We start from the raw sequence: 6264 nt of genomic DNA, 5'->3' as shown, positions 1-6264 counted from the left end.
CAGCGAAGTCATGGCCACGATACCGCCCAACGCGATGCCAGCCAGTACGTCGGTAGGGTAGTGCAGGCCCAGGATCAGGCGTGAAACAGCAACCAGCGTGGTAAACGGCAATACCAGCCAGATCAGGCCAGGATAATAATGGATCACCACCAGACTGAATGCCACGGCATGCAGGGTGTGTCCGGACGGAAAGCTGAAGCGGTCGAGCGGTGCGGTCAGGCAAAGGATATTGCCAAATTGCTGGAATGGACGCGGGCGCAGTGTCTTGCCTTTCAGCCATTTATAGATCAGCGTTGCGGCCAGCCCGGCACCCACCATGTTGAGGACGGCAGGGATAGCCGCATAGCCATCCCAGGCCAATAATGCCAGCATCAGCGTGTACCAGAATACCCCGTTACCCAGGCGGCTGATCAGGCGGAACGTGCCGACCACGCCACGAAACCGCCCTGCCCGATTGAAGCACGCAGCCAGTGGGGCCTCCCATTCAGCGAGTGTTTGCCAGTGCCAGTCGAGTCGTATCATCGTATTCCTCCTTCTCCACGATTCCATATAACACCTGCTCGAAACGGTCGTGAATACTGTCCCAGCTCATTTTCTGGGCGGCATGGCGTGCTGCCAGCGCCATGTTTTTAGCTAGCGTCGGGTCGGCTGCCAGGCGAACTGTCTGGGCAATATAGGCGTCTGCCTCATCATAGGGGGCCAGCACGCCGTTCTCGTTATGACGGATCAGTTCCTCAGCAGCCGCATAATCATATGCGGCCACCGCCAGACCGCTAGCCATTGCCTCGATGGTTACATTGCCAAAGGTCTCGGTCAGACTCGGGAACAGGAATACATCCGCTGAAGCATAGTGACGTGACAAATCCGCTCCGCTGCGCATTCCGCAAAATACCGCCCGGGGATGCGCAGCCTGCAAGGCGGCTCGATCGGGGCCATCACCCACCAGTACCAGACGTGTGTGCGGATTGTGTTGATGCATTGCGGCAAATGCGGCGAATACCAGTCGCAGATTTTTTTCGGGTGCGAGGCGGCCAACGTACAACGCTACCTGGGTTGCGTCATCTACGCCCCAACTGGCGCGCAGGCTGGCATCGCGATGGGCGGGAGAAAACAGCTTGGTATCCACGCCACGGGACACCACTTCCAGGTTACCGTAGCCGTGCACCTGTAATTCGCGCCGGATACCCTCGGTAGGAACCAGCGTCACACAGGATTTGTTATGAAATTTACGCAGATACGCCAGGATGGGGCGGCGCAGCCAGCCCACGCCATAATGCTGGCTATAGCTATGGAAATTGGTGTGAAAATCCGTGCTGACCGGGATGCGCAACTTGTTGGCGGCTGCCAGGGCTGACCAGCCCAGTGGCCCTTCTGTGGCGACATGGATCAGGTCCGGCCGTTTCAGGCTCCATAGCCGGGTAAGCGCTGATTTGGCCGGCAATCCCATTTTAAGTCCGGCGTAACGTGGTATCGCCATGCCGGGTTTCAGCACTTCTTCCAGACTGGAGCTGACTGTTGCCTGGTCATGCAGGCTCTGGCGCGGGCGTATCAACTGAATCTGATGACCGCGTTGTTGCAGATCCGCGACTTGCCGGCCCAGTGTCATGGCCACGCCATTGATTTCCGGCGGATAAGTCTCGGTAACCAATGCGATCCGCAAGGGCAGCGGTCGAACGGAAAGTGTCTGCAGTAGCAAGTCGTCATCATCCATATTGCCAGTTTCGCAATACATGGCGACAATTTTGTGACGATAATTTGAAGAATTGGTGTATGGCAGCGATCACTGCCGGGACTGCAAGGCGTTTTATCCGGAGAGGGGCTCGAAAACCGGTTTCGAGCCCCTGATATTTCAGTCAACCGGATGCTATTTTTTGTTCAAATCGTCGCGCTTTTGCAGATAGGCTTCACGCGTCAAATCCCCGCGCGCATACGCTTCATCCAGTATATCCAACGCTGTCTGGCGTTTTTCCGCCTTGGAATGAGCACTGGTTTCACGATTGCCAAACAGGTATTTGACCAGTGCGAACAACAGGAGAATGGGCACCAGGCCGATCAGTGCCATCCAGAACCAGCCGAATATCATCCAGCCTCCGCCATTACCGAACATCCAGCCGTGATCCCATCCATACATGATAAATCCCTTTCATTATGTTGTTGCCGTTGGAATGGCATGGTTCAGGTTTTCAAACCATCGCGGACCCGTTCCAGGCGATCGCGCGCGTCGGCGGCAACCGCCTGTATTTCCGGGTTGCTGACCAATTGAGACATGATGCCCGGATCAAGGAACGCGACGGTTATTTTTCCGTCGGCTTCTTCGCGCACCACCACATTGCAAGGCAATAGCAGGCCAATATCAGCCTCAGCTTCTATCGCGCGATTGGCGAGCGGCGGATTGCAGGCACCGAGGATGCGGTAAGGGCGCTTGTCGAGATTGAGCTTGGCTTTGAGGGTGGCCTTGACGTCGATGTCGGTGAGGACGCCAAAGCCTTCCTGCTTCAGGCCTTCGATGGTTTTTTCTATGGCGGCGTCAAACGGCATATCGAGCTGGATACTGAAACCATACATGATGCAATCTCCTTAATAGATATTGACTAACTGAACGGCGAGTTTACGCCAGAGCCTAGTGCTCTGCATGAGTGTGACCATGTGCAGCCGGCATGGTTGCACCTTCCATCGGACCCATGTCTTCGTCAGGCGGTGCTTTGGCGACAATCTCCTTGTATTGCTCAGGGGTCATGTCCGGCAGTTTCTGCAGGAAAGCAACCATGCTCCAGATCGTCGCATCGTCGTGACTCCCTCCCCAGGCGGGCATCGCGCTCATCTTGAGGCCATGCTTGATCACCCAGAATGCCTCGCGCGGATCGACGCGCACCTTGCTCAGGTTGGGTGGCTGAGGATACAGCCCGGGGCGTAACTCGGAATCCTCTTTTCCAGGGGCCAGATGGCAAGTGGTGCACATGGCTGCATACTGTCCCGCCCCTTTCAATATGAGTTGCGGGTCGTTGAGATTGGACGGTACGCTGATTGCAGCGGCATGACGCTCAATGGAACGTTCGCGTGACGTTTGCATCAAGTCATAAGTGATCTTCCAGTGCGGGCTGTCGGCGCCGGGGTTGTATATGCCCGACCATATAAATACGCCGATACCCAATGTAAAGACAAGCGGGAAAATCAGCGCTGTTTTTATGTATGTCATGAGTGCAGCTCCAATTAAAGTACCCAAAGTGTTGAGTGCGTGTTTCAGGGCGGTGAAGATTTTTTCAGGCCATTAACCAAAATAACCCGCGGCCTTGCTGCCTGATTGCGCAGTTAGTAGCGCTTCCTGTAATCAGCCGGGTTGGTCACCAGGCCCAATCAGAACCAGATGCGTACGCCGGTAACCAATTGGAAGTCGTGCACGGATGCATTTTCTGCGCGCGCAAAATCAGCGGTTTTTCCGTATTTGCGCACAAAGTTGAATCCAATATAGGGAGCAAACTCGCGGCGGATTTCGTAGCGTAAACGCACGCCCAGTGATGCATCGGACAGCCCTGCACCCACGCCACGGGCGGGGTCATCCTTGCCGTACAGGTTGGCATCCAATTCCGGCGTCAGGATCAGTCGCTGCGTCAACAATAGATCGTACGAGGTTTTCAGCTTCAAGGCAGTGCGGCCGGAAGAGCCGGCATAGGCCGTGGCTTCGACATCAAATTTGTACGGCGCCAGTCCCTGGATGCCGAACGCGGCCCAGTCTCTTGATGGGCCTGTGCCAAAGTCGTGACGTACACCGGTCAATGCTGTCCAGAACGGCGAGAACGTGTGACCCCACAGTATTTCCGCTTCTGCGTCCTGTATTTTGCCCTGGGCTCGTTGACCTTCACTGCGAATCCACAACTGATTCAGGTCGCGGCCGAAACGGAAGCGTCCATCCCAGACCATGCTGTCGCTTTTTCCGTGAACATATTCCAGTTTGTCGAGCATGAGTTTGCTGATCAGCGCATTGTCGTCCATATGCATGTTGATGCCATAGTCTGCGTAAGATTTTTCGGTTGAACCATCGCTGCTTGGCAAGCTGCCTACCGGTGGCCCGGACTGTGCATGGTTCGAGTGGCCGGCATTCTCTTCCATGCCCTTCATGTCTTTCATGCCGGACATGTCGTGCGTGCCATGGCTCATGTTTTCCATGGAACCGGATCCCATGTTTTGCATATCAGCCTGCTGTGCGGCGATTATTTCCGGATATGGCTGGTTAGACGTATTTGTGCCGGATTGCGCGTCCCGGGCAAATGCAGCAGCAGGCAGTGCAAGCAGGGCACTGAGTAAGATGGGTTGAATTTTTTTCATTGGAATGATCCTGGTTTATTCATGGACAAATCAAGCAACCACAATGGCACGGAACATGCCGGCCTCCATGTGATAAAGAAGATGGCAGTGATAAGCCCACTTGCCGCGCGCATCGGCACTGACGCGGTAAGTGATGCGGTGACCCGGTGCCACACTCACGGTGTGTTTGCGTACCTGGAAAGCCGCATCCGGCGATTCGATTTCACTCCACATGCCATGCATGTGAATCGGATGATTCATCATGGTGTCGTTGACCAAAACAATGCGCAGGCGCTCGCCGTAATGAAACACCAGCGGCTTCGAATCGGAAAACTTCTGGCCATTGAAGGACCACATGTAGCGATCCATGTTGCCGGTCAGGTGCAGCTCGATTTCACGCGTCGGATCGCGCGGATCCAGCGCACCGCCTACCGTGTTCAGATCGGCGTAAGTCAGTACCCTGCGCCCGTTATCGCGCAGTCCGGCGCCGGGGTCGTCCAGTCGGGTCGATACTTGTTGCGCGCGCATCGAGTTACCGGCACCGTCCTCCGCCGGATAGTGGTGTGTAACCGGCACATCGCCACCCGCGTTGCTTGTCTGCGGTTTTTTCTGCATGCCGGACATATCCATGCCCTTCATGTCGGAGGCTGTCATGCCATTAATGCCCGCCATATTCATGCCGGCCATGCCCGACATATCCATGCCCCCTTTTCCGCCCATGTCCATGCCACTCATCCCGCTCATACCCGACATGGACATGCCCATATCCGCCATGGTCAATATCGGCACAGGGTCGAGTTTCGGGATGGCATCACGCATCCCCGGGCGCGTTGCCAGGGTTGCCAGTGCGTAGCCTGAACGGTCGATTGCCTGGGAAAATATGGTATACGCCCGGTCTTCCGTCGGTTCGACAATGACATCGTAAGTCTCGGCTACGCCAATACGGAATTCATCGATGCTGACCGGGTGTACATACTGACCATCCGCTGCGACAACCGTCATTTTCAACCCGGGGATGCGCACATCGAAATAACTCATCGCCGAACCGTTGATGAAGCGCAGGCGGATTTTTTCGCCGGGTTTGAACAGACCGGTCCAGTTCCCGGCAGGAGTAACACCGTTGGTGAGGTAGGTGTAAGTTGCACCGCTGACATCGGACAGATCGCGCGGGCTCATGCGCATTTTGTCCCACATCGCTCGCCCGGCCAGCGCTTTGGCAACGCCCTCCTTTTTAGCCTGCTTGATGAAATCGCCGGCAGTCGGCTCCACATAGTTGTAGTAGTCACTCATCTGTTTAAGATGCTCGAAGACTTCATCCGGATTTTCGTCTGTCCAGTCCGACAGCATCACTACATAGTCGCGGTCGTATGTGAAAGGCGCGGGCTCGCGGGGTTCGATAATGATGGGGCCATACAGCCCGGTCTGTTCCTGAAAGCGGGTGTGGCTGTGGTACCAGTAGGTGCCCGACTGACGCACATCAAACTGGTAGACATAGGTTTCGCCCGGCGCAATGCCGTTGTAACTCAACCCCGGAACGCCATCCATTTGTGTGGGCAGGAGGATGCCGTGCCAGTGAATGGAGCCTGATACCGGCATGCGGTTCTTTACCCGCAAGGTAATGCGATCGCCTTCGCGCCAGCGCAACAAGGGTGCCGGAACCTGGCCATTGACCGTTGTAGCAATGCGCGGCGAGCCGGTGAAATTGACCGGGGCTTCGACGAGTTCCAGTGCAAAGTCGGTTCCACTCAGAACGCTGGGCTGCCCCGGGCTACTCGTTGCCCAGGCGGGGGTGGTCCATAATCCTGATCCAGCTAATGCCCCCCCTGCGACAATACCTTCAACAAAGCGACGGCGGGACAGATTCGCGGGCGGGGTTTTGAGTATCGGTTTTTTCATAAAATCCTTGGGCAATCGATGAAAGCGTTTGTGTCCTTGTGATGGACATACTGGTTAAATGGAATG

At 55.8% G+C, this 6264-nt stretch carries 7 protein-coding genes; all 7 read right to left on the bottom strand.

Annotated elements, in window-relative coordinates:
• A partial coding sequence (locus ACYCZJ_RS10825) for a phosphatase PAP2 family protein (protein WP_461554233.1) occupies positions 1 to 522 on the bottom strand: 522 nt, incomplete at its 3' end.
• The gene (locus ACYCZJ_RS10820) at positions 485 to 1732 is read right to left on the bottom strand and encodes a glycosyltransferase family 4 protein (RefSeq protein WP_461554232.1); all 1248 of its coding nucleotides are present in this window, start codon (positions 1730 to 1732) and stop codon (positions 485 to 487) included. The genes ACYCZJ_RS10820 and ACYCZJ_RS10825, both read right to left, overlap by 38 nt.
• A 132-nt stretch (positions 1733 to 1864) precedes the next feature.
• Positions 1865 to 2131 (bottom strand): SHOCT domain-containing protein, encoded by a 267-nt coding sequence (locus tag ACYCZJ_RS10815; protein ID WP_461554231.1) that lies wholly within the window; start codon positions 2129 to 2131, stop codon positions 1865 to 1867.
• Between the two features lie 44 nt (positions 2132 to 2175).
• Complete coding sequence (locus tag ACYCZJ_RS10810) at positions 2176 to 2565, bottom strand: DUF302 domain-containing protein (protein WP_461554230.1); 390 nt, start codon at positions 2563 to 2565, stop codon at positions 2176 to 2178.
• A 55-nt stretch (positions 2566 to 2620) separates the two neighbouring features.
• On the bottom strand, positions 2621 to 3196 hold the full coding sequence (locus ACYCZJ_RS10805; protein WP_461554229.1) for a c-type cytochrome: 576 nt from the start codon (positions 3194 to 3196) through the stop codon (positions 2621 to 2623).
• Positions 3197 to 3354: 158 nt separating this feature from the next.
• Positions 3355 to 4323, bottom strand: a complete 969-nt coding sequence (locus tag ACYCZJ_RS10800; RefSeq protein WP_461554228.1) for a copper resistance protein B — start codon at positions 4321 to 4323, stop codon at positions 3355 to 3357.
• Between the two features lie 30 nt (positions 4324 to 4353).
• Positions 4354 to 6198 carry a copper resistance system multicopper oxidase gene (locus tag ACYCZJ_RS10795; RefSeq protein ID WP_461554227.1) on the bottom strand — a complete coding sequence of 615 codons (1845 nt, stop codon included), beginning with the start codon at positions 6196 to 6198 and terminating at the stop codon, positions 4354 to 4356.
• Positions 6199 to 6264 lie beyond the last annotated feature (66 nt).

This window comes from Sulfuriferula sp. (assembly GCF_054605375.1).
This window is presented reverse-complemented; position numbering and strand designations above follow the sequence as displayed.